Origin of the sequence: Corynebacterium sp. (assembly GCF_030532965.1) — a bacterium.
Taxonomy (GTDB): domain Bacteria; phylum Actinomycetota; class Actinomycetes; order Mycobacteriales; family Mycobacteriaceae; genus Corynebacterium.
Map to the genome: position 1 here is coordinate 41,064 of NZ_JAUNKC010000003.1, position 19,082 is coordinate 60,145.

The following is a 19,082-nucleotide window of genomic DNA, read 5'->3' on the forward strand; positions in this document are numbered from 1 at the left end:
TTTAGATTGTGCCACGAACCCGCGACATGATCGTCTGCGCCGCCCACTCGAGGTTAGTACCGGTGTTCGACGTTGCCTGCGGATGCAACGCATGCACATACAACCGATACAGCAGCGCCCGAAGCAGAAGCTGCGGCAATTCCGGAATCTGACTAAACCGATCGATAATTCTGGCGTCGGTGGCATTCATGATGAGCGCGTCGACGATGGTCTGCGCAGCCGTATAGCCATGCGGGTGCGCCACGCCCACAATATCCGTCACCGTGGGCGGCTGCGTGCCCGCATAAATGGTGGTTGCCAACATGTCCGCGTGGGTCACCTGCACCGCTCGCTTTTCGACGAAGGGGCGCAGCAGATCCCGCACCTTGGGCACGATAGTGGCGACCATTTCATGGGCGGGAATCGACGGATCCAGGACAACGGTATCGTGTTCATCACGCCACGCGGCCTTATCGGCCACCGCGAAGACATCCTGTTGATCCACCCCCTGGTTGAAAATATCCGGGATCGGCACCTCGGCCAGCGCGGTGTCGAGCCGCAGGGCGGCGGCCACGGTCTCATCCACCCGGGCCGCTAAGTTTCCCGCAACGTAATGCGACGCCCGCCACCCGGCGTTAATAAACCGCCCGTCGGTGGAACGCACCGGACGAACAATCCGTACTCCTGGCACCTGGAGGTTCTCCCGCAACCGGGAGGACCACGCCGCCCGGTCTGGCTGGGAAACCTGAATTAACACCACGGTGTCTAATAACCAGCCATAATCCCATGCCGCCCCCAGTTGCTGCGGCTGCGCTTGCGGGGGGACGTGAAAGGAATCCCGAACGTGATTAGGCAATGTCGCATTCGGTGTCGCTGAACTCATCACATCCAACTGCGGGCGGTCTGTATTTTCGGCCATACGTCAAGCATAAAGGTCGGCTGCACACCAATGGTGATTCTCCCCACCGGCGGGGTGAATCACCAGGTGTATGCGGCCTCAGGACGCTTCAGCTGTTTATTACACGTGACCTCTTAATCTCACGTGGGCTCGTTATCTCACGTGCAGTCTTTTATCAGACGTGAGGATACGGCCACGGATTGGTCACGCAGACCAGGCCGTCGTCTTTATATACTTCTTCCGGATCGATCTGATACAGCTGCGAATTGCTCACGCTTAGGGTTTGCTGCATCATGATCGGCGCCAATTCGCCCTGGCCGCCGCAGGATTCGTGAAGCCCGTAGCCAATGCCATGCCCCACTTCGTGATTAATCAGGTACTGGCGATACGCCCCCAAATCACCTTCGAAAGGCGTGGCACCCCGCACCCACCGGGATTCATTAATAACCACACGCCCTTTATCGCCGTAGAAGCACGACGTTTCCATCTCGATGTCATTGCCACACAGGCTATGGGTGGTTTCCACACTGGTCAGCTGAATCCGCAAATCCGGCACCAGATCCGGGGTTTCCTGAATGTGCTCAAAGCGGAACCGGGGATCGTGGGTCCAGCCCTTGACGTTCGTTAACGTCGCATCCACCATCGTCGCAAAGGCATCGTCGCCACCGTAAGCGGCAGTATCGATCCCCTCTTCCACCTCAACGACGTAGGTGAACGTCTTTTCCTTACCCTCACCCCGCTGCGCGCCGGGCACACCAACCGTGCGGTAGACCCCTTGGCCGGTCATGGTGAAATTGCCGCCTGCAGGCAATTCGGTGGCGGCAATCGACGGCGGAGGCGTCTTAGCCGGATCAGGCCCGCGTTGCGGGTCGACCGGCGCATTACTGCTTGTCTGCGCGCCCACGGGCGTCGGCTCTTCAGTCGAACCGAAACCGCTGAACAAGACATCCACCAGCACCCACACCGTGATTATCGCCAGTACCGGAATTGCATACGCACGCCAGCCGAAAACTTCGACGAAGCGCCGTAATGCAGCCGAGATTGTCGCCCCCGACCCCGGATGCGCGGCATGACTGTGCGCACCGTGTCGATGCGAGGTTCCCCGCTCGAAGCCGGATTCCGTTAAGTCCCGTGAAGCATGCGACTGCCGTGGCGAATCCGGCTGATCAAAAACTTCCATGATTGAATCACCACGAACTTCAAACCGGCCTTCCCGAAAGCCATCGCTTTGGAAAGAATCGCCGGTTTGCGAGTCGGAGTGGTTAGGCACCAGCGAACCCTACCGTGCGCGGCGCGCTGGAACCGATCTCAACATAAGCAATGTGATTATTGCGCACCAAGTAGCGACGCCCTTTGTCGTCGTTAAGCTCAAGCACCCCCGTGCCAGCTTGCAGCGCTTCAGCGATCTTGGCGGAAACTACGTCCCGGTCGTCGTTGCTGGAAACCACGAGTTCACGTGGCGAATCGCTGAAACCAATCTTGATGTCCATAAAATCTTTCGATCCATTCTTTTTAATAATTGGGCGACACCGCGCCAATAAAAACAATAAAACCAACTCTTAATTGTGCAACATCAAGCGATTCCCAGCCAACGCAGCACCCTAAAAGTTCCCACCATCATAACCCGGTTGCCCCCGCGAGCAAGGTTTCCCATACCGACACCGCCGCCGCTTTTAGCCAACCCAGATTGATACCCGCAGACATATTTCGCTGAGTAATTCCATCCAATCTCAACACCGCTGCCGTACCATCGAAACCCCACACCTGCCGGTGAAATATCTTTAACTTTCCATTCAGCACGTTAAAATCGACTACGTGTCTTCTATAAGCAAAGCCAAGCCCCCGTCACAAGAAGTGTCACCGACCTTCCTAGAACTCGGCGTCGCGGCCGAAATCGCCCGGGCACTCGCCCAACACGGCATCGTCCGCACCTTTGCCATTCAAGAACAAACGCTGCCCATCGCCCTCGACGGCCGCGACATCATCGGCCAAGCCCGCACCGGCATGGGAAAAACCTACGGCTTCGGCGTACCGCTGCTTGACCGCGTCTTCGACGCCGCCGATATCGACGAACTCGACGGCACCCCACGCGCCCTGGTGGTCACCCCCACCCGGGAATTGGCGGTGCAAGTAGGTGCCGATCTTGATGCCGCCGCAGCCTTCCTGCCAGTTCGGATCACCACCGTCTATGGCGGCCGCCCCATCGAAGAACAACAACGCACCCTTAAAAAAGGAGTCGACGTTGTTGTTGGCACCCCAGGCCGCCTCCTCGACCTGTACAATCGCGGAATCCTCCACTTGGATAAAGTCGCAATCCTGGTGCTAGACGAAGCAGACGAAATGCTCGACCTGGGATTCTTCCCCGACATCGAGAAACTACTATCGGCACTCACCCACGAGCATCAAACAATGCTCTTCTCCGCCACCATGCCCGGCCCAGTGCTCACATTGGCCCGCACCTTCCTTAAACAACCCGTGCACATCCGCGCCGAGGACGTCGACGCAGCCCACACCCACGCGAGCACCGAGCAGATCATCTTCCAATCGCACCGCATGGACAAAGTCGCCACCTGCTCCCGGATCCTCCAAGCACCCGGACGCGGCAAAACCATCATCTTCGCCCGCACCAAACGCAGCGCAGCGCAACTAGCAGAAGATCTCGCCGGGCGCGGCTTCGCCGTTGGAACCGTACACGGCGACCTCAACCAAGCCGCACGGGAAGCCGCACTCGATGCATTCCGCTCCGGTGCGATCGACATTCTCGTTGCAACGGACGTGGCGGCACGCGGCATCGACATCGACGACGTCACCCACGTCATCAACTTCCAAACACCCGACGACCCCATGACCTACGTGCACCGAATCGGTCGAACCGGACGGGCCGGGCACTCCGGAACCGCCGTAACCATGGTTGGCTACGACGAACTGAATAAGTGGCAACTCATCAACGAGGAACTGCAACTAGAAACCCCCGAACCGCCCCAATGGTTCAGCAACTCCCCAGAGCTTTACTCCGCACTGAACATTCCCGAAGACGCAACGGAAGAAGTGGGGCCGCCGCGCCGGGTCTACACCGGCAGAACTACCGGAAGTCGCCGCGCACCGTCGTCCGGCGGCCGGGGACGGCGCGAACGAACAAGCAAATCGGGGCGCGGCGGCACCCGCTCCCGTTCGGCAAGGCGGCGGGGTTAGGCATTCGTGACTGAAAAAACCACTGTTGATACACACAAGCGCACCCCCGTATTGCAGCGATCGCGCCGGGACTGGTGGGCGGTAGCGGCGATTACCGCCATCACCGCCGCGGGCATTGGTGGCGTTGTTGCCACCGCGCCGATCCACGATTCCGAATTGACTCCGGCTAACCCGGCGTACGAACAGCCATTGGCCTTGAATTTCCTCGGGTTTTCCTACACCACCGCGTGGCAGGCACCGGCCCAGGATGCGTCGAATTTCCGCCCCGTGGTTTCCGGAGGTTTGGTTATTTCCGCGGTCCGCGACGGCTCGGATTGGGTGATTAACGCGCTGGAGCCGGAATCCGGAGATACTATCTGGAGTTACCGCCGGGACGTCGAATTATGCTCGCTGCAGCAGGCGTGGGATTCGGTGGTAGCGGTTTATAAAACCGGGGTCGGCTGTGGGGACGCCGTGCGCATTGACAGCGCGACTGGCACTTATAAGGCAACACGCTCGGCGCTTGCGGCGTCGTCCGTGGTTCCGGTTTCTTCCAACGACCGGGTCGGCATCGTGGCGCCGGAGCGCATGGAATTATGGCGCAGCGATTTGGTACGAACCTTGGAATACGGCGAGGTTTCGGCCAAGCAGGAGCCGGGGTTGCAGCCGCATGAGGATTGCGTGATTTCCTCCGCGCTCACCCGCACCGAGAATGTCGCGGTCGTTCAGACCTGCCAAGGCCAACAGTGGCTTCGGTTGCTCAAAGCCACCCCGAAGGAATCCCGGACGCCGGAAGTCACGGCGAGTGTGGCATTGACGGGCACGGGGAACCAGGTGGTTGCCATCGATCAGCAGGGGGCCGCGGTTTATTCGCCTGCGCAGAGCGCGTCCGAATCGGCAACGATTACGAGCTACGACAAGGACGGTAATCCGCGAAACTCGACGGGGGCGAGTGCGGCACCGCTTGTCGACGAAGCGACCAAGGCGGCCCACGAGGTAGCCTTTGCCCCACAGACCGCCGATTTACCGCACCACATGTCGTGGTTCGATGGTGACAAGCTGTACCTGTTTATGCCTAGCACCCTTGATGTGGTTCATGTTTTCCCGGACGCCATCGGAACCCCCATCGCGCTAAACAACATGGTTGTGTATCCGACTGCCGAAGGGCTCACGGCAGTCAATTGGGATAATGGCGCTGTCACCCGCACGATCCCCATTGATCGCGGCGATTACCGCGGCCCGGTTTCGCTTCAGGCCACGGGCCATTACATCGTTGAAAAGCGCGGGGATACGGTTGCCGTTTTGCACCCCGGAAGTTAATTAGTAGTGGGTGGCAGCCCAGTGCACGGCTCGGGGGCTAAAAAGCATACCCAGTGCGATCACTGCTGATAGCGCCGTGGCTAATCCCATGAGGGTTTGTCCGGCGCTGAACATGTAGTAGGAGATCAACAGCAACAGGATTTCCAGCATGATGACGGGGCCCCTGCCCCATTTCTTTGCTCGCGCCATAAAGATTGCGCCTGTCAGCACCGCACCGAAGATAATGATGAAAAACACCGCGGTGCCATATCCCACAGCCGTATTGGCGTTGTCTGATTCGTAGACGATTGAGGGGTCGGTATATCCGCTTGCCTCTCGCACGATGAGTAACGCGGCGTAGCCCAGCCCTATGAGCGATTGGATAGCCGCGATGATCGCAGCCCACAGCACGGGTCCTGGCGGGCGAGGTGATGAAGTAGACACGTCTGGTAGTCTACCCTGCTTCGTATTGCGCCCCAAGGCTTCAATCGTGAGAGTTTCAATCGTTCGCAGGCTTTGCACGCGAACGATAAAACCACAGCCATCGATCTCAATCGCGCGGGTATCCGGTAGCACGTCGTCATCAATTTTTCCAATAGATTGATTAACCCCAAATGGGTACTGCAATTATTTTCAGGAAAGTCTAGTTTCCTTTAAAACTCCTTAGAGATAATATTTTAAGCATACTTTAAGCATATTTTGTATTTATATATCATTTTGGAAAAGTTGCCGCTGAACTGGCCTTTTAAGCTAAGCCTAAGTAAGTAAAAGACCATCAATATAGACCATTTTATGGGGGTGTAGATTTGACGAATTTGCGGCAAACGGTTCTTCGTACACCTTTTCATTTCCGCAGGTAAAAACGATTTCACAAATTCCCCCAGCGAGTTTTGTCGCGCAAAATGCCTACAATAAACACAGTTACATTCGGGAAAAATTGTGAAGCTCCCCACATTTTAGGGCTAACCCCTAGCGAAGATTGGTCAGACGTGACATCATCATTCAAGGATCAAAAAAGCGGACACAATATTAACGCCCGCTAAACTCCCACCCACTAGGCACCAGCCTACAAACCCTCCACCTCAAACCCCGAAGAACATAGGTAACACCAGCCACTTTACTGGCTGGCGCCCCACCCAGGTTCTAATTTAACCGAGGTTTCTCGTGGAAAACCGCTGCTTAGCGGATACCTCTAAAACTTAAGAATAAAATTCCATCTTGCAACGAACTAAAGGAGATTAAATATGGATTGGCGTCACCAAGCTGTCTGCCGCGATGAAGACCCTGAACTTTTCTTCCCTGTCGGAAACTCCGGCCCTGCACTCGCACAGGTTGCTGCCGCGAAGGTCGTCTGCAACCGTTGCCCTGTTACTTCTCAGTGCCTGGCATGGGCACTGGAAACCGGCCAGGACGCTGGTGTCTGGGGCGGCATGAGCGAAGACGAGCGCCGTGCGCTGAAGCGTCGTAAGAATCGCGGACGCGGCCGGGCTCGCATCACCCTGTAAGTTTTAATAACCGCCGTAGCTGATACGGCAATGAAAAATCCACTGATTTTCATGCAGCTACCACCACGCAGTAAAGTGGACTGCTGTTAACCCTTCAGATTTTCTGAATTACAAAGGAGAGCAACATGAGCCAGCGTGGTCGTAAGCGTAAGGATCGTCGCAAGAAGAAGGCTAACCACGGCAAACGTCCAAACGCTTAAGTTACCGAAGTTAGCATAAAACAGGCACGGACACCCTCCGTGCCTGTTTGTCATTTCGCGCGTAGATTCTTCCGCCCTCGATGCGTCGATCATGGCGTGGCCGGTACCCCGGTTACAGGTGCGCACCGCCCTCCCCCACGGCCAATTATCCCGCCGCAGGCTACAGTTTAAGGAACGAGGGTCTTCTCCTGTTACAAACTATCTCCTGTTAAGGACATCAACAATATGGCTATCCGCGCGTTCTTCCGCCCCGCAACATACGTAACTATCGGCTTAGCCGTGGTCCTATCCGGGTGCGGAACGCAGCAGGCACCATCGCCTGCAGCCGACCAGGCGGCGTCGACAAGCGTGGCGTCGACAAGCGTGGCGGCACCCGCCGTTGCGAGCACGACGCCACGAACTACACCGGCGGCAGGTGACTGCGACCCACACGGCTTTGGCGTGATCGACACCGCGCTAGGCCCCTACCTCACCGGGACACCGCTGTCGGTCACTGACTCCAATGGCGCACCACAGGTCATCGATGTAGCACTTGAGGCGGATCACTTCGATCCCTGCGCCAATATCAGTTGGGTGGTGCTGCACGGCACCCAACGCTACGCCGATGGGACTCCCGCGCCGCTGCCCGGGCCGTTTAGCACGGTGGTCTTTTTCCACTTCGACCAATTGGTCACCGAAGCTGATTACGTGGCGGCAGCGAGCGTCACAGACGTCGTCGTCGATGGCGATAAGGCGGAGGTAACCTACACGAGTTTCGACGCAGGCGACCCAACGCAACTGGTCACCTATCGGCGCAGCGGCGTGCACCTGATTCAAGAAACCGAATGGGAGATATACTTACGCCCGCTTAATGCCCGGTTCATTCAAGCGTGATTACCTTAGGTTTAAGCGGGCGCAGCGTTGACCGCAGCAGCATCCAGTGCGCCGTGACACCGCGACGGCGTTGTTGTCGTTGCCGACGCTAGCGGCTATGGCTTCACCGGCGCGTGGTCATCTAACGGGATGACTTGGATATCGGTGGCTGCCTCCATTGCCTTTTCCTCAGTCAGTTGTTCTGCAACGTCTGGGCTTAGCGGTTGCGTTTCCACCTCAAGAACGGACTCGTCGCCGTCGTTGTGGCGAACCACTTCCCCACCAGCAGCGGAAATGCCAAAGAAGGTATCCAAACCGCGCACATTAAATTGGGTTGACATATACCGGCTGTTATTGCTGGTGTTCCATTGGGAAACCACAATATTGAGGTTGTCGATCCGCGAACCCGGCGCGATGTATCCGCCGTAAAGCTGGGTGAAATTACTTGGCGATTGGCTACTTGCCCAACCGCCCGCGCTGGCGACTACCACGTGTGCTGGTTTGATCTCATTCCAATTGGTGTCGATGTCTTTGGAGATCCGCACGTCGATGGAGGCGGTGCGGGCGTTAAACATCGCCAGCACCCAGTGGTTGTCGATGCGCCGCAGGGACATTTCACCAGCCCGAACGTTGGTGGAAATGATCGGGGTGAGTTCCGATGCGGAGGTTGGGACTTTCCAAGTTCCGTTGATGTAGTGTTCCCAGCTGTCCCGGTCCCCGATCTGTTCCGGCCTGAACCGGCTGAGGTAGACGGAATCGGCGCGCTGGAAGCGAGAAGACATGACGTAGATGTAGCCGTCGGTTCCGCGTTCCCAGGTGATGAGGTCGCCGAATCCGTTCATGTGGTGTTTGTCGGTAGTGGCGACGGATTGCCAGGTTTTGCCGGAGTCGGTGGATTTCCAGATTTGGGTGTAGAGGACGTTGCCGACTCCTTCGTTCCACATTCCTTGCATGTAGAGGGTGCCGTCCATGTTGATGACATCAGAAGGCAGGAAGGTGAGATTGCGCTCGTTGTGGGCGTAATCAAGAAGTTGTTCCACCCGATCGCCGGAGTTGAGCGGCCGTTTGATGGTGATTTTCCCATGAGCGTCGTAGGCTGCGATCACCCCGACGGGGCTGAGCCAGTCGCCTTGGCCGAATCGGGCGCCGCGGAAGGAGTCGCCGAAGATGATGGCGAATTCTTCGTTTTCGCCTACCGGCACCATGATGCCGAGGTCGCCGGACATGAATCCCACGTGGTCGGAGATGCCGGGGCCGAGGATATCGCCGATGGTTTTGGTGGTGAGTCCTTCGGAGATTTTGACGAAGAAATTGGTGATTGGGGAGCTTCCGAGCGATTTGATGAAGTCTATGAGTGAGCTTCCGCTGGAGCTACCGTTGCTTAAGCTGCCGCGTGAGCTGGAAGATGATAGGGAGTCAAGCGGGGAGCTTGACGACGACTGGGCGTTGGCCGGGGTTACGGCGGCGGTTGTCAGTGCGGTAACCAGGCCTAAGGCTGCTAGCCGTTGTTTGTTCATTGTCTCTCCGTGGTGAAAGTGGTGTTAAGGAAATTCGGTGTTGGCGATGACTTGAGCGATCTTGCTTCGAAGAGACTCGGGTGCGGGACTCGCGGTGCATTTCTTGAGCACGTCGCGCAGTTCAGTTTCGGCGGCGACCATCTCCGCGCAGTCTGGGCACTGTGTGATGTGCAGCTCTAGCTTGGCGCAATCTGCTTCGGTGAGTTCTTTATCCACAAGCTCGTATAGGAAGATGTGGAGGTCGTCGCAATTAGCCGTTTCCCCGATGGTTGGGCGGCTTTCAAGCCATTGGTTGTTCTTTCCGTCATGCATTATGTGCTGCCTCTTTCTGTGCCAGGCCTATTCCATGTTCTTCTGCTACATCCTTTAACGCATTGCGGAGTTGTTTTCTTCCCCGGTGGAGTCGGCTCATCACCGTGCCGACTGGGGTGCCGGTGATGTCGGCGATTTCCTTATAGGCCAGCCCTGCGACATCGGCGTAGTAGACGACCATCCGGTAGTCCGCCGAGAGGGTGTTCATGGCGTCGATGATGGTTTGGTCTGGGATATTGCGCAACGCGACAACTTCGGCGGATTCCAATCCCACGGCCTGGTGTGTGGTGGAGTCAAGCAATTGGTAATCGGTGACGTCCTCGGTGGAGGATTGGATGGGTTGCCGTTGTTTTTTGCGGTAGCTATTGATGTAGCTATTGGTCATGATGCGAAACAGCCACGCTTTAAGGTTGGTTCCGGCTTTGAAGGAGTCGAAGGCCTGGAACGCTTTGACGTAGGTTTCTTGTACGAGGTCTTCCGCGTCTGCGGGGTTGCGGGTCATCCGCAGCGCGCCGCTATAGAGTTGGTCTAGAAGTGGCAACGCTTCGGCTTCGAACCGTCTTTTGGATTCCTCAGTAGTACTATGTGCCATCGCAGCTTTGTTTCACCTTCCGTAAAATTTCCTTCGGGTATTTTACCTAGCACTGATAGCAACTAACACAATCTTGCAGTTCATAAGGGCAGGCGATAACTTTTGGCACGAAAAACATCCACCTCAGCGACCCATGCTTTGCAGGTTCTCACCTCCGGCGGCATCGAATTCACGGTCTATGAATTCGCCGCCGGTACCCACGATTTCGGGGCCGCAGCTGTAGCCGAATTGGCCTCAAATGGGATCGACGCAGACCAGGTTTTTAAGACACTTCTGGTTGATCTCACCGCAGGGGTCGGCCCGAAACGACGATTGGGGGTGTGTTGTGTCCCGGTGCCGGAGAAGTTGTCGCTGAAGAAGGCTGCTCGGGGCTTTAACGTGCCGAAAGTGGTTATGGCCCAGCGCCACGATGCGGAGAAATCCTCCGGCTATGTGGCGGGTGGGATTTCCCCGATCGGGCAGAAAACCCCGCTGCCGACGCTTATCGACGAAACCGCGCTGCTGTGGGACACCGTTTGTGTGTCCGGCGGGCGACGCGGTATCGACGTTGCCCTTAAACCCGAGGACCTGGCGGAACTGACCTCGGCGACGTTTGTGGAGTTAGTGTAGTTAATCCCACCAGAATCCCCAGGCGAGACTGTCGATCGCGGGGATGTAGTCTTCGATGCTGCCTGCCCCTTGGTCGATATTGTCCGGGCAGAAAGCGTAGTGTTCCTGAGCGAGTTTTTCCTGTTCCGCTTCCTCCGTTGGGGTATTGGGAACCTGCAGTGTCAAAGTCGCAGGACCTAGGACCATCACCACGGCACCGAAGCGTTCCTCCCAGCTACGCAAAACGGCGCTGATGTCGGCCCCATCGTAGTCGTAATTGCAAGGCCCTAACCAGCCCAGGGTGGCCGGGACATCGGCTGGGCGGGTGCACGGAACCACCAGGATTCCGCCGCCGGGCTCCGTTGGCAGGGGAACGATGCTTGGGCTGGTGCCGTCGAAAAGCGGAGCGGCGAGATCGGTAAGGCTGGGATTGTTCTCCCGGAGGAACGCGGCGGCATCCGTGGTCACTTCCTCCGGTGAGGCGAAGTACTCCCCGGACACGATGTCGTCGATGTCATCGGCGGCGACACCTACCGGCCACAGGCCATTGTCGCTAAAGGAAAGAACGAGTTCTTCCCATAACCGTTCCAGATCCCCTTCGGTGACAAGGCCCGCCACAACGGTGCCGGATTCGGTTTCGATCGGGCGGAAATCAATCCCCCATGTGGTTAATTGCTTGAACGTGCCTGGCTTTTCGGCCCGGATGGTTACGGGGTGGAAATCCGTCAACCCTTCGTCATCCAGCGGCCAGGTCTTATCTGTAATTCCAAACGACATGCACCACACACTAACCCATCTGTCTGACACGATTGCCTGCTTTGTGCATAAATTAAAACAATTCCCAGTTTTCGGGTTCCTCCGGTGGTAGCAGCAGTTCCGGGTAATCGTTGCCCACTGTGCCTACCGCCGGATTGGCAGGAGCCATCTGGAATTTTTCCACCAGTTCGGTGGGCGCTGGGCAAAGAAACAACGCTGCCTGATCGGCGGGGCCAAAAACCCAGGAGTGGCATTCCTCCGGCCTAAGGAACCTCGGCATTCGGTGGTGAATATCCAACAAGGGTGGGGTTGCCGCCGTGGTGAGCATCGTTGCGGTGATCCGTCCCTGATGCACCGACCATAACCCGGCCACCCACACCAATTCGGTGGTGGTGATCCACCACGGCTTCTTGTTTTTCCATTCGTAATAGCCGCTCATCGGGATCGCACACCGGTTGGTCAGAAATGCGTCTTTGAAGCTCGGCTTGGTTTGTACCGTTTCCGCGCGGGCGTTAAAAAGCGCCGTCGCGCCGGTGTCGTCGCGTTTCCACGCCGGAATTAGCCCCCAGCGCGCCGGTTCAATCACCCCCTCAGTGGGAGTGGTGCCCGCCCGCAGGATCGGGATTATGTGGGTAGGCGCAATGTTATAGCGGGCAGGCGGCAAACCCGCCGGGGCATGGATGCTCTCGAAACCCGGCAGGGTCAGGATGTCATCCTCGCTGGCAAATAATACGAAACGACCACACATTACACCTATTATGGTGTACATGAACCAAACCGCGAGCCCCAATAACAACGAAACCTTCTGGCGCGCCCCGGTTGCCCACCACCCCGTCCAGGGAGTGGTGCAGGTACCTGGATCGAAATCCATAACCAACCGCGCATTGATTTTAGCGGCCATCGCCGAAACCCCCTCCACCATCACCGGGGCGTTGCGCTCCCGGGATACCGAGCTCATGGCGCGAGCCCTGCGCAGCATCGGCATTGACGTGCAATTAGAAGTCGAACATGGCAATGCCGCCAATGCCACGATCCATGTCGAGCCGCAGCCGATGCGCGGCGGCACGATCGACTGCGGTTTAGCTGGCACCGTCATGCGGTTCGTTCCCCCGATCGCGGCCTTAGCCCGTGGCACCGTGTTTTTCGACGGCGACGCCCACGCCCGCACCCGCCCGATGAGCGGCATTATTAACGGGCTTAGGGAATTAGGGATCACTGTCAACGGCGACGGCCTACCTTTCGAAGTGATCGGCACGGGCGACGTTGCCGGTGGCACGGTCACCATCAACGCCTCGAAATCCTCACAATTCGTATCCGGGTTATTATTAGCGGCACCGAAATACACACACGGCATCACGGTACGACACGAAGGTGGCAAACTCCCCAGCACCCCGCACATCGAAATGACCGTGGATATGCTGCGGCAATCCGGCGTGAGCGTCGATACAACCGTGGAAAACCAATGGACAGTCGCGCCCGGACCGGTGCGCGGCGGCGTCTGGCGGGTGGAACCCGATTTGTCCAACGCCACCCCGTTTCTCGCCGCAGCTGCCGTCACCGGCGGCACCGTCACCATTAAAAACTGGCCGATCAGCACCACCCAACCAGGCGACGTTATCCGGCTTATCCTCGACCGCATGGGCTGCCACGTGGAACTAAATGCCATCGGCAACAGCCACGACCTTTCCGTCACCGGCCCGGCACCCGGCACCCTCAAGGGCATCACGATGGACATGTCCGATATTGGGGAATTGACCCCAACCGTCGCCGCGCTAGCAACCCTGGCGACCACCGAATCGGTATTAACCGGCATCGCTCATCTACGGGGGCACGAAACGGACCGGCTTAAGGCCCTGTGCACGGAAATCACCGGCATTGGTGGAAATTGCGTGGAGCTTTCCGACGGCCTCCACATCACGCCCGCCACCCTGCATGGTGGCACCTGGCACAGCTACGCCGACCACCGCATGGCAACAGCAGGTGCAATCATCGGTCTGGCCACCCAGGGAATAGACGTGGAAAACATCTCGACAACAGCCAAAACGCTGCCAGGTTTTGAAAAGATGTGGTCGGCATTAGTAACCCAACCGGCAGGAGAGCACAGCTAAGTGGCACGACGGACAAATCGCACTCGGCACTCATGGGACGAGTCAGATATTAAAATCCGCCCCGGCAAAGGGTCACGGCCTAGAACCAAAGACCGACCCAAACATGACAATGCCGAATTTGGCATGGTCATAACCAAAGACCGGGGCCGGTGGGGCGTGGTATTAGACGGCCGAGAAGACGAAAACCCCATCGTCTGCATGCGGGCCCGGGAACTAGGCCGCACCCCCGTCGAAGTCGGCGACCGGGTAGGAATTGTCGGCGATACCTCCGGGAAAAAAGACACCCTAGCTCGGATAGTCAAACTTGAAGAACGCAGCTCCGTTCTGCGACGCACGGCAGACGATACCGACCCGTATGAACGGATCGTTGTAGCCAACGCCCAGTATCTACTCATTGTATGTGCGGTCGCCGATCCACCACCACGCTCTGGCTTTGTGGAGCGCGCCCTGGTCGCAGCATTTGTGGGTAATTTGCAACCGGTGATCTGCCTAACCAAGTCAGATCTGGCAGATCCCACAGAATTCGCCGCCGAATTCGCAGCTTTGAATGTTCCTGTGGTCATTTGCGGCATTGACGACCCGGTGAAACCGGTGCTTGAGATCGTCGAAAAGCATATTTCAGCGCTGATCGGGCATTCCGGTGTGGGCAAATCCACGCTGGTCAATCGGATCGTTCCCCACGCCCAACGCGAAACCGGCGAAGTCTCCGGCGTCGGCAAAGGCCGCCACACCTCCACTCAAGCTGTCGCCTTGCCACTAGATGCGGGCGGCTGGATCATCGACACCCCCGGTATCCGTTCCTTCGGGCTCGCCCACGTCGACGCGGACACGGTGGTTAGCGTTTTTGAGGACCTTGCGGCGGCTATCGAGGATTGCCCGCGTGGCTGTACCCACATGGGACCTCCGGCCGACCCGGAATGCGAATTGGATCAATTTACTAGCGACTCCCCCACCGGGCGCCGCGTGCAAGCCGTACGCAAGCTTCTTGGCGCGCTTCGCACCAACGTCGACTGGGAATAGCCACGGTCGAAAAACACAACCCACCTGGGGTTTTCATCCCTCAGGTGGGTTGTGTGGAAGACCTAGCCGTTTCCTAACGAGCGAGGCGCTTCGGCGTGCGGCCGGAGAAGTGCATCACCACATCCATCGCGGTAGGACGCAGTTCCTTGAGCAGCTTCAAACCGGTTTTCAGGCCGCGGCGCAACCCATCATGCTCACCGCGATGCAATTGCATTTCGACGCTAGGGTACTTGGTAAACGCGCGGTTGGAGCGTACCTCCGGCGCATTGTCCGGGTCGGCAACCAGGTACTTATTCGGCAACGTCAGTTTCAACAGCGTCTTCTGCACCTTAAACAGCTGCACCGGGAACGAGTCGACGTTGTACGGCAGGTCGTATTCGACGCACAACGCACGCACTTTCTCGCCTGCCTCAGCCAGCCGGTTCGACGGCATGTCCGGGAACAGGTGGTGCTCGATCTGGTAGTTCAAATTACCCGACAAAATGGTGAGGATTTTACCGCCGTGGAAGTTCGCGCTGCCCAGCATCTGCCGCAGATACCACTGGTTGTGATCCTCGTTTTTGAACTGTTCCTTGGTAAAGGTTTCCACCTCATCTGGGAAATGCCCACAGAAAATCACCGCATACGCCCAGACGGAGCGCACGAAATTAGCCGTGGCGTTGGCCGCAAGGGTTGTTTTGAAATTCCGGCCGGACAGCGCCGGGAATAACACGTAGTCACGTAAAGTCTGACGACCAGCCTTCCGGGTGGTTTCCCAGAACTTCTCCTGAGTCTCCGCCCACGATTTACGGCCCGACATGAGCTTTCCGATCTCGACGTCATAATAACCAACCGCCCATTGGAACAGCGACGCCAAGACGGTATTAATCACGGGCTGGAAGGCGTTCAGAGGCGTCCACCGCTTGTCGCGGGTCACCCGAAGCACGCCGTATCCGACATCGTTGTCCATTCCCAGGACATTGGTGTAGGTGTGGTGAACGTAATTATGCGAATGCATCCACTGCGACGACGGGCACACAAGATCCCATTCCCAGGTGGTCGAGTGAATCTCCGGATCATTCATCCAGTCCCATTGGCCGTGTAAAACGTTGTGGCCGATTTCGAGGTTTTCCAGAATCTTGGACAAGCTCAGCAAACTAGTGCCTGCCAACCAGAAACTGCGCTTGGAGGAAAACATCAAGCTGATGCGGCCTGCGACCTCCAAAGAACGCTGTAGCCGGATGAGGTTTTTAATATACGCCACATCTTTTTCGCCCAGCGAATTGGTGATATCGGCCTTGATCTTGTCTAACTTGGCACCGATCTCTTCAATATCCTGGTCGGTTAAGTGCGAATACGCTTTAATATTGTCAATCGCCATCTAAGAATTCACTCTCCTTTTCAGTAACGGGTGTGTCGGTTGTTTCGGGGCAGTCCGCTTAAAAAAGCCAATCGCTCGTTATGTTGTGTGACGTAAGTTGGGTTCAATTACGTACAGCAGCTCACCCATGCTGTTGTGGTTGTAGGAAAAATTGCGTCGTCGTTTCCAACAATCAACTCACGCAAATATCTCCCGACGCCACTGATACGCAGGTACGCAGCCGCGCGCCTTCTTCATGTTCTTCACCAGTAACCAGGTTAATCGCATTGCCCTTATCAAGCGTGCGGGTACAGGTGTGACAAATGCCCATTCGGCAACCGAACGGCAATTGCACACCGATGCTCTCCCCCGCCTCAAGGATGGTGGTGGCACCGTCAACCTCAACGGTTCGCCCATTGCCAAAATCAATGGTTCCGCCTTGGGCATCGGAATCCCGCTCAAAGGAGAACCGTTCCACCCGCACGGGGACATCATTGTTTTTGCCCCACTCTTGGAAATCGTCCAGCATCTGCGTCGGCCCGCACGCATAAACGGTGCGTTCGGTGATGTCCGGGCAGAACTGCGCAATATTGTCCGCCGTTACCCGGCCGCTATCCGCAGTGATTTGAATATGCACTCTCAACTGCGGGTGCTGGCGCTCAAGTTCGCGTAATTCCGTGACGAAGAACGAGTCCGTCTCCGAATGCACCGAGTGGATCAACTGAACATCAGTTTCCGCGAACTGGTTTCGTTCCGCCAGCGTGCGCAACATCGAAATTACCGGGGTGATTCCCGTGCCCGCCGTAATGAATGCCAGCTTCTTCGGAAGCGGATTAGTCAAATAGAAATCACCTGCCGGGGCAGCCAGGCGAACCGTGGTTCCTGCTGGCGTGGAGGTTGCCAAGTGATTTGATAGCTTGCCCTTTTCCACCGGACGAACCGAAATGGACAGCCGACCATCGCGTTGACCAGGGGTATTCGTGAGCGAATAACTGCGCCAGGTGTAGCGGCCGTTAATCTCTACTCCGATCCCGATGTATTGCCCCGCCTCAAACATGGTTGGCATGCCCCAACCCGGCGTGATTTCCAAGTGCACGATTTCACCATCAAGGCGAATGGAATTAATCGTTCCGCGTAGCTCCCGGGTGGACCATAGTGGATTGAGCATCACTGAATAGTCATCCGGCAGCAGCGGTGTTGTGAAGCGTTTCAGTAGGCCACGCAGCCCGGCTAGCCGGTCAGTGGTTGTATGTGTCATGGAAGCCCTTGCTATTTTTGAACCCAAAACTTACCGCTCCGTAGCTTACGCTTACGTAACTAGATGCGCAAGAACTTTCAGGAAGAAAACCAAAAACCCGTGCTCCTGACACACAGGAGCACGGGATAGCGGCTGTCTTACGTCGATGGTTACATCAATTCGACCAAGATGTTTAATTCTGATGGGTCATACCATGCGAGGAAATTATCGAGGGCGTCGCCCACTTTCAGCTCGGCGTCTTCATCACCAAGGTCGGCGGCGTCGATTGCTTCGATGGCGGCTGCGGTAGCCTGCTCACTCGATTCAACATCAACATGGATGGCGGCAATTTTTTCCAGGTCGATGGCGGTGGACTTGAGTTTGACTACTGAGTCCCCCATATCCGATTCCAGCGTCACGACGTCATCATCGACGTCAGCGGAAATAACAACCCGGCGGTGCGGAAACGCGGTTTCGTCGCCGATAGCAAGAAGCCGCAGCGAGGCCCGGGAGGCGTCGTCGAAAGCAATCTCCGAGAGGTCTTCATCGTCACCTTCGATGAAAAATTCCCGCAAGGCAGGGGTAAGCGCGAAACCCCACCCGGATCGGGCATGCACCGCGCCGGTGTCGCTTAGTTCCTTCAGCATCTCGAATGTCGCTGGAATATAAACCCGCACTAGAAATCGCCCTTGATCCCGAATAGCCCAGTAATTTCCACGATGGCGCGGTCGAATTGCTGGTAGTAAACCCCAACCAGACCCGACTCAACTGCACCCCGGACATTCACGATGGAATCATCCACCATCACGCAGTCATTCATCGGCAAGCCGATAGCATCCGCCGCCGCCTGAAACGCAGCAGTCTCTGGCTTTTCAGCACCAACTTCACCCGACAAGACCACAGCATCGACAATGCCCTGGGTGGCTAACACCCGAATGGGATCAGCATCCGGGCCGCCCGGATCGTTCGACAGCACTGCCGTCGCGATTCCGTTTGCCCGGGCGGCCGCAAACACGTTGCGCCACCGTCGCTGATCTTCATCGGTTCCATCAAGAACACCGACGTAATCAACAATCAAACCCCGCACCGCTTCAAATCTCCTCACGCATCAATAGTTTTTGGCTTACAATTTATAAAAATACCTATTTACTGGTATTCATTGTTGCACAGTTTTAGTGTGTACAGCACCCTCACATTCGGGGGTGGAAGAATAAGCTCTTCCATTTCATCTGCCACGCATGAAAGCCTTCTGATCTTTTGAAGGACATCATGTACGAACCCATTCCGGGACTATCGACTCTAAAGTCTTTTTCACCTGCCCCTAAATCAATTCTTAAGATCGCAGAACCGGAATTAGTCCCATTCGACATTCGCCACGCATCAAGTGCATTAATCACAGTTGCGCTGTCGTGTGCTTTTGGTCTACGTCCGCTCAGCGTGTTGCGCCCGACTCTCTACAGCGATCAGGTCCGCCGCCATGTCGCAGCCCGATTGCGCCAAGGTGAGGGGGTACGGGGCAAGGAACTGTGCATTAATTCATTCCACTTTCACCCGCAACCAGGTGCCGAGACGGACACGTATTCGGTCATTGATGTCTATGGTTGTGTGACGGTCGGCGACAAGAATTGCGCCTATATGGTGAAATTGCGAAAATCCGCAGACACCACATTTCACATGCAAAGTCTGCGGATAGTCTAGGCCACTGTAAC

21 protein-coding genes are annotated in these 19,082 nt (G+C 56.8%); 8 read left to right on the forward strand and 13 right to left on the reverse strand.

Annotated features, from left to right (window positions below):
• Position 1: 1 nt before the first annotated feature.
• The 3 genes from Q4D85_RS02350 to Q4D85_RS02360 all read right to left on the reverse strand — a co-directional run bounded on the left by Q4D85_RS02350 (position 2) and on the right by Q4D85_RS02360 (position 2,367).
• Entirely contained in the window at positions 2-898 is an 897-nt protein-coding gene (locus Q4D85_RS02350) for a TIGR02569 family protein (RefSeq protein WP_303197956.1), read from the reverse strand.
• A 154-nt stretch (positions 899-1,052) separates the two neighbouring features.
• Entirely contained in the window at positions 1,053-2,057 is a 1,005-nt protein-coding gene (locus tag Q4D85_RS02355) for a DUF3152 domain-containing protein (RefSeq protein WP_303197957.1), read from the reverse strand.
• Positions 2,058-2,139: 82 nt separating this feature from the next.
• A complete protein-coding gene (locus Q4D85_RS02360) occupies positions 2,140-2,367 on the reverse strand; it encodes a DUF3107 domain-containing protein (protein ID WP_047261417.1) in 228 nt (75 codons plus the stop codon).
• 334 nt (positions 2,368-2,701) lie between these two features.
• Between Q4D85_RS02360 and Q4D85_RS02365 the strand changes: the two genes are divergently transcribed.
• Entirely contained in the window at positions 2,702-4,069 is a 1,368-nt protein-coding gene (locus tag Q4D85_RS02365) for a DEAD/DEAH box helicase (protein ID WP_303198118.1), read from the forward strand.
• Positions 4,070-4,075: 6 nt separating this feature from the next.
• On the forward strand, positions 4,076-5,368 hold the full coding sequence (locus tag Q4D85_RS02370; RefSeq protein WP_303197958.1) for a hypothetical protein: 1,293 nt from the start codon (positions 4,076-4,078) through the stop codon (positions 5,366-5,368).
• Here Q4D85_RS02370 and Q4D85_RS02375 read toward each other — a convergent pair whose 3' ends face one another.
• A complete protein-coding gene (locus Q4D85_RS02375; protein WP_303197959.1) occupies positions 5,369-5,791 on the reverse strand; it encodes a hypothetical protein in 423 nt (140 codons plus the stop codon).
• An 800-nt stretch (positions 5,792-6,591) separates the two neighbouring features.
• Between Q4D85_RS02375 and Q4D85_RS02380 the strand changes: the two genes are divergently transcribed.
• Together Q4D85_RS02380 and Q4D85_RS02385 are read left to right on the forward strand one after the other, a co-directional pair.
• Positions 6,592-6,852 carry a WhiB family transcriptional regulator gene (locus tag Q4D85_RS02380; RefSeq protein ID WP_047261413.1) on the forward strand — a complete coding sequence of 87 codons (261 nt, stop codon included), beginning with the start codon at positions 6,592-6,594 and terminating at the stop codon, positions 6,850-6,852.
• 425 nt (positions 6,853-7,277) lie between these two features.
• Positions 7,278-7,925, forward strand: coding sequence for an LppP/LprE family lipoprotein (locus tag Q4D85_RS02385; protein ID WP_303197960.1), 648 nt, complete (start codon positions 7,278-7,280; stop codon positions 7,923-7,925).
• Between the two features lie 95 nt (positions 7,926-8,020).
• Here the strand turns inward: Q4D85_RS02385 and Q4D85_RS02390 are convergent, their stop codons facing one another.
• Genes Q4D85_RS02390 through Q4D85_RS02400 form a run of 3 tightly spaced genes read right to left on the reverse strand, consistent with a single transcriptional unit; the run spans position 8,021 to position 10,325 of the window.
• Positions 8,021-9,421 (reverse strand): DUF4185 domain-containing protein, encoded by a 1,401-nt coding sequence (locus Q4D85_RS02390; protein WP_303197961.1) that lies wholly within the window; start codon positions 9,419-9,421, stop codon positions 8,021-8,023.
• 24 nt (positions 9,422-9,445) lie between these two features.
• Entirely contained in the window at positions 9,446-9,733 is a 288-nt protein-coding gene (rsrA, locus tag Q4D85_RS02395) for a mycothiol system anti-sigma-R factor (protein WP_303197962.1), read from the reverse strand.
• Complete coding sequence (locus tag Q4D85_RS02400; protein ID WP_303197963.1) at positions 9,726-10,325, reverse strand: sigma-70 family RNA polymerase sigma factor; 600 nt, start codon at positions 10,323-10,325, stop codon at positions 9,726-9,728. The genes rsrA and Q4D85_RS02400 overlap by 8 nt, the downstream gene beginning before the upstream one ends.
• A 102-nt stretch (positions 10,326-10,427) precedes the next feature.
• Between Q4D85_RS02400 and Q4D85_RS02405 the strand changes: the two genes are divergently transcribed.
• Positions 10,428-10,934, forward strand: coding sequence for an aminoacyl-tRNA deacylase (locus Q4D85_RS02405; RefSeq protein WP_303197964.1), 507 nt, complete (start codon positions 10,428-10,430; stop codon positions 10,932-10,934).
• Here Q4D85_RS02405 and Q4D85_RS02410 read toward each other — a convergent pair whose 3' ends face one another.
• Together Q4D85_RS02410 and Q4D85_RS02415 are read right to left on the reverse strand one after the other, a co-directional pair.
• Positions 10,935-11,690 carry a DUF4253 domain-containing protein gene (locus Q4D85_RS02410; RefSeq protein WP_303197965.1) on the reverse strand — a complete coding sequence of 252 codons (756 nt, stop codon included), beginning with the start codon at positions 11,688-11,690 and terminating at the stop codon, positions 10,935-10,937.
• A gap of 52 nt (positions 11,691-11,742) precedes the next feature.
• On the reverse strand, positions 11,743-12,417 hold the full coding sequence (locus Q4D85_RS02415) for an SOS response-associated peptidase (protein WP_303197966.1): 675 nt from the start codon (positions 12,415-12,417) through the stop codon (positions 11,743-11,745).
• Positions 12,418-12,436: 19 nt separating this feature from the next.
• On the opposite strand from Q4D85_RS02415, the gene aroA reads away from it, so the two are divergent.
• On the forward strand, positions 12,437-13,777 hold the full coding sequence (aroA, locus tag Q4D85_RS02420) for a 3-phosphoshikimate 1-carboxyvinyltransferase (protein ID WP_303197967.1): 1,341 nt from the start codon (positions 12,437-12,439) through the stop codon (positions 13,775-13,777).
• On the forward strand, positions 13,778-14,797 hold the full coding sequence (gene rsgA, locus Q4D85_RS02425; protein ID WP_303197968.1) for a ribosome small subunit-dependent GTPase A: 1,020 nt from the start codon (positions 13,778-13,780) through the stop codon (positions 14,795-14,797).
• Positions 14,798-14,870: 73 nt separating this feature from the next.
• Here the strand turns inward: rsgA and Q4D85_RS02430 are convergent, their stop codons facing one another.
• The 4 genes from Q4D85_RS02430 to Q4D85_RS02445 form a co-directional block, all read right to left on the reverse strand.
• A complete protein-coding gene (locus tag Q4D85_RS02430) occupies positions 14,871-16,157 on the reverse strand; it encodes an acyl-CoA desaturase (protein WP_303197969.1) in 1,287 nt (428 codons plus the stop codon).
• 172 nt (positions 16,158-16,329) lie between these two features.
• A complete protein-coding gene (locus Q4D85_RS02435; protein WP_303197970.1) occupies positions 16,330-17,394 on the reverse strand; it encodes a ferredoxin reductase in 1,065 nt (354 codons plus the stop codon).
• Between the two features lie 149 nt (positions 17,395-17,543).
• A complete protein-coding gene (locus Q4D85_RS02440; RefSeq protein ID WP_303197971.1) occupies positions 17,544-18,050 on the reverse strand; it encodes a hypothetical protein in 507 nt (168 codons plus the stop codon).
• Entirely contained in the window at positions 18,050-18,460 is a 411-nt protein-coding gene (locus tag Q4D85_RS02445) for an HAD-IA family hydrolase (protein ID WP_303198120.1), read from the reverse strand. Before Q4D85_RS02445 ends, Q4D85_RS02440 begins: the two co-directional genes overlap by 1 nt.
• A gap of 182 nt (positions 18,461-18,642) precedes the next feature.
• On the opposite strand from Q4D85_RS02445, the gene Q4D85_RS02450 reads away from it, so the two are divergent.
• Positions 18,643-19,071: a hypothetical protein gene (locus tag Q4D85_RS02450; protein ID WP_303197973.1), complete on the forward strand. Its 429-nt coding sequence runs from the start codon at positions 18,643-18,645 to the stop codon at positions 19,069-19,071.
• Positions 19,072-19,082 lie beyond the last annotated feature (11 nt).

Bases quoted from the DNA above. Each gene is read 5' to 3' on its own strand.
- Q4D85_RS02350 (WP_303197956.1), bottom strand. From the start codon at position 898: ATGGCCGAAAATACAGACCGCCCGCAGTTGGATGTGATGAGTTCAGCG.
- Q4D85_RS02355 (WP_303197957.1), bottom strand. From the start codon at position 2,057: ATGGAAGTTTTTGATCAGCCGGATTCGCCACGGCAGTCGCATGCTTCA.
- Q4D85_RS02360 (WP_047261417.1), bottom strand. From the start codon at position 2,367: ATGGACATCAAGATTGGTTTCAGCGATTCGCCACGTGAACTCGTGGTT.
- Q4D85_RS02380 (WP_047261413.1), top strand. From the start codon at position 6,592: ATGGATTGGCGTCACCAAGCTGTCTGCCGCGATGAAGACCCTGAACTT.
- Q4D85_RS02385 (WP_303197960.1), top strand. From the start codon at position 7,278: ATGGCTATCCGCGCGTTCTTCCGCCCCGCAACATACGTAACTATCGGC.
- Q4D85_RS02390 (WP_303197961.1), bottom strand. From the start codon at position 9,421: ATGAACAAACAACGGCTAGCAGCCTTAGGCCTGGTTACCGCACTGACA.
- rsrA (WP_303197962.1), bottom strand. From the start codon at position 9,733: ATGCATGACGGAAAGAACAACCAATGGCTTGAAAGCCGCCCAACCATC.
- Q4D85_RS02400 (WP_303197963.1), bottom strand. From the start codon at position 10,325: ATGGCACATAGTACTACTGAGGAATCCAAAAGACGGTTCGAAGCCGAA.
- Q4D85_RS02410 (WP_303197965.1), bottom strand. From the start codon at position 11,690: ATGTCGTTTGGAATTACAGATAAGACCTGGCCGCTGGATGACGAAGGG.
- Q4D85_RS02415 (WP_303197966.1), bottom strand. From the start codon at position 12,417: ATGTGTGGTCGTTTCGTATTATTTGCCAGCGAGGATGACATCCTGACC.
- aroA (WP_303197967.1), top strand. From the start codon at position 12,437: ATGAACCAAACCGCGAGCCCCAATAACAACGAAACCTTCTGGCGCGCC.
- Q4D85_RS02430 (WP_303197969.1), bottom strand. From the start codon at position 16,157: ATGGCGATTGACAATATTAAAGCGTATTCGCACTTAACCGACCAGGAT.
- Q4D85_RS02435 (WP_303197970.1), bottom strand. From the start codon at position 17,394: ATGACACATACAACCACTGACCGGCTAGCCGGGCTGCGTGGCCTACTG.
- Q4D85_RS02450 (WP_303197973.1), top strand. From the start codon at position 18,643: ATGTACGAACCCATTCCGGGACTATCGACTCTAAAGTCTTTTTCACCT.